2 protein-coding genes and 1 pseudogene are annotated in these 2,504 nt (G+C 34.5%); 2 read left to right on the forward strand and 1 reads right to left on the reverse strand.

Going from position 1 to position 2,504, the window contains the following annotated elements; all coding sequences use genetic code 11:
* The first annotated feature begins 243 nt into the window (after nt 1-243).
* Nucleotides 244-1,323, forward strand: coding sequence for an RNA-guided endonuclease TnpB family protein (locus AC1DTM_RS22645; protein ID WP_477000934.1), 1,080 nt, complete (start codon nt 244-246; stop codon nt 1,321-1,323).
* Nucleotides 1,324-1,469: 146 nt separating this feature from the next.
* Here the strand turns inward: AC1DTM_RS22645 and AC1DTM_RS22650 are convergent.
* Nucleotides 1,470-1,928 (reverse strand): annotated as a pseudogene (locus tag AC1DTM_RS22650) (multicopper oxidase family protein); the annotation flags it as partial.
* 144 nt (nt 1,929-2,072) lie between these two features.
* On the opposite strand from AC1DTM_RS22650, the gene AC1DTM_RS22655 reads away from it, so the two are divergent.
* On the forward strand, nt 2,073-2,504 hold a 432-nt coding region (locus tag AC1DTM_RS22655; RefSeq protein ID WP_477000935.1), incomplete at its 3' end, for a TetR/AcrR family transcriptional regulator.

The following is a 2,504-nucleotide window of genomic DNA, read 5'->3' on the forward strand; positions in this document are numbered from 1 at the left end:
GTGGTACTTTAAGTATCCAAAGTATAGGTAGTTTCTTCGGGTGTTTTTGTTGGAATCTTTCGAAAATAAATGATATAACTAGAATAAATGATGATAGAAGAATGTTTCAAAGTGTTTGAGAGGAAAACCTCCTCGTTTCATGCAGTTGTAAAGTTTATAAACACGTTCTGATTTTGTTATGATTGCTAGAAATGTATCAAATGAACACGATGTTGAAAATCAAAAAACAAGGGGATGAAACGTATGTCACAGACCCTAACAGTGAAAGTGAAATTGATTCCAACAAAAGGACAAATCYGTTTATTGGAACAAAGCAGTCACGAATATATCAAAGTTATAAATACACTTRTATCKGAAATGGTTGAAACAAAGGAAAGTACGAAAAAAAGTACGAAAGATATTGAAGCGAATATACCAAGTGCGGTGAAGAATCAAGCAATTAAAGACGCGAAAGGCTTATTTGCTACAAAAGTAAAGAAAAGCAAGTATAAAATCATTCCGATTTTAAAGAGACCTGTTTGTGTATGGAACAATCAAAATTATTCATTTGACTCCACTCATATTTCAATCCCRTTKAAGGTAAAWGGAAARTCRACTCGTKTAAARRTCCGWGCTTTATTAAKCGATAAAAAMAATCGYAATYTGRATYTGTTAAAACATAARTTAGGTACACTTCGYATCAYAAARAAATCGAATAAGTGGATRGCCCAAATATCTGTCACACTTYCTAYMAATRAAAGRRCAGGRAYGAAAATTTTAGGAGTRGACYTAGGTCTCAARGTCCCYGCGGTAGCAATCACAGATGATGATAAGGTYMGTTTCTTTGGRARTGGTAGGMAMAAYAAATATARGAAGCGTAAGTTTCGTAGTGTTCGTAAGAAGTTAGGAAAAGAYAAAAAARTGAATGCCATTCGGCGAWTGGATKATAAAGAGCAAAGATGGATGCAAGATAAAGATCAYAAAATAAGTCGTGCAATTATTAATTTTGCGATTGCAAATCRTATTTCTGTCATTCGRTTAGAACAACTAACGAATATAAGACAGACGGCAAGAACAAGCCGTAAAAACGAAAARAAYCTACACACTTGGTCATTCTATCGTTTRGCACAATKTATTGCYTATAAAGCAACGATAGCTGGTATTCAGATTGAATATGTGAATCCAGCTTATACAAGTCAAAGTTGTCCGAAATGTGCTGAAAAGAATAAGGCTCGAGATAGAAAATACAAGTGTCCATGTGGGTTTAAGACACATCGTGATATCGTTGGAGCGATGAATATTCGCTACGCAACTGTGATTGATGGTAACAGTCAATCAGCCTAAGCACCTWTATGGTCTGGTTTAGGAGGGGCAATGAGATGCCCTTATCTTGAAGGCTGTTCAAAACAGAAATGGATTGCGAACGCTTAGTCATTCAAGAATCCCACCCGTAAATCCGTAAGGATTCGGGCTTGCGACTTTAGTCGTGGGAGTCTCAATAACTCCCATATTTCAACAGAATTAAATAAAGGTGTTTCTGTCACTGGATCGGCCCATTCTTTATTATCTAATAAAAGCATGAGACGATCAAATTCATCCTCTGAGTCATTTAATGTTAATCGTCTTACTTTTTTTACGTTTACTTTTTCTAATGGAATAAAGTCAATGTTACTTAAAATGCACGGGATTTTACTTTTATCTGGGCAGGATAATGGTTTCGTTACTTGGAACTCCATTATCTCACCAGTTGGATTATCTAAATCAATTCCATTTTGTAAAACTACTTTTTTTCCTTCAAACCTTGAAAAATCAATAATAATGTCAATACGCTCTGCTGGTGAAACATCTAAACTTTGTACTTTAATCGGCCGTTTAAGAAGGCCTCCATCAGTTCCTATTAAAAAGAATGAGCTAAGGTCACTTAATTGGAACTTGTATGTGCTTGTATTTTATCAAGGGTGATGACGATCAATATTACAATTAACAACAAAATAAAGTTCATAAAAATAAACAGAATGAATAATTGACAAAAAATGAGAATAGTAGTAATCTAACGTAAAACATACGCTACCGTATTTTATTGGAGAGATGATATGCAATTAACGAGGGAAGACTGGATAAAAGTAGGATTACAACAATTAGCTAATGAAGGTATACATAAAGTTCGCATTGAAGCACTTGCTCGATTGCTAAAAATAAGCAAAGGAAGCTTCTATCACTATTTTCGTGACCATCAAGAGCTTTTAGATTCTATGCTCGACTTTTGGGAAGTACATGCAACAAAGCTGATTGTTCAAAGTATGGAGCAACAGGATGCCTCTTTAGAACAGCTAATACAGATTAGTTTTAATCGAGATAAAAAAATTGAGAATGGTATTTATGCTTGGGCTAAATACGATCCTGTTGTGGCAACACGTTTAGTAGATATAGAAGAACAAAGAATTTCTTGTGTTGCAAAATTGTATCAAAAAATGGGCATAGACGAAACTGAATCAATTGATCGGGCGAGACTTRCCTATTTAACG

The sequence above is a fragment of the Bacillus sp. P4_D3 genome, from assembly GCF_056401855.1.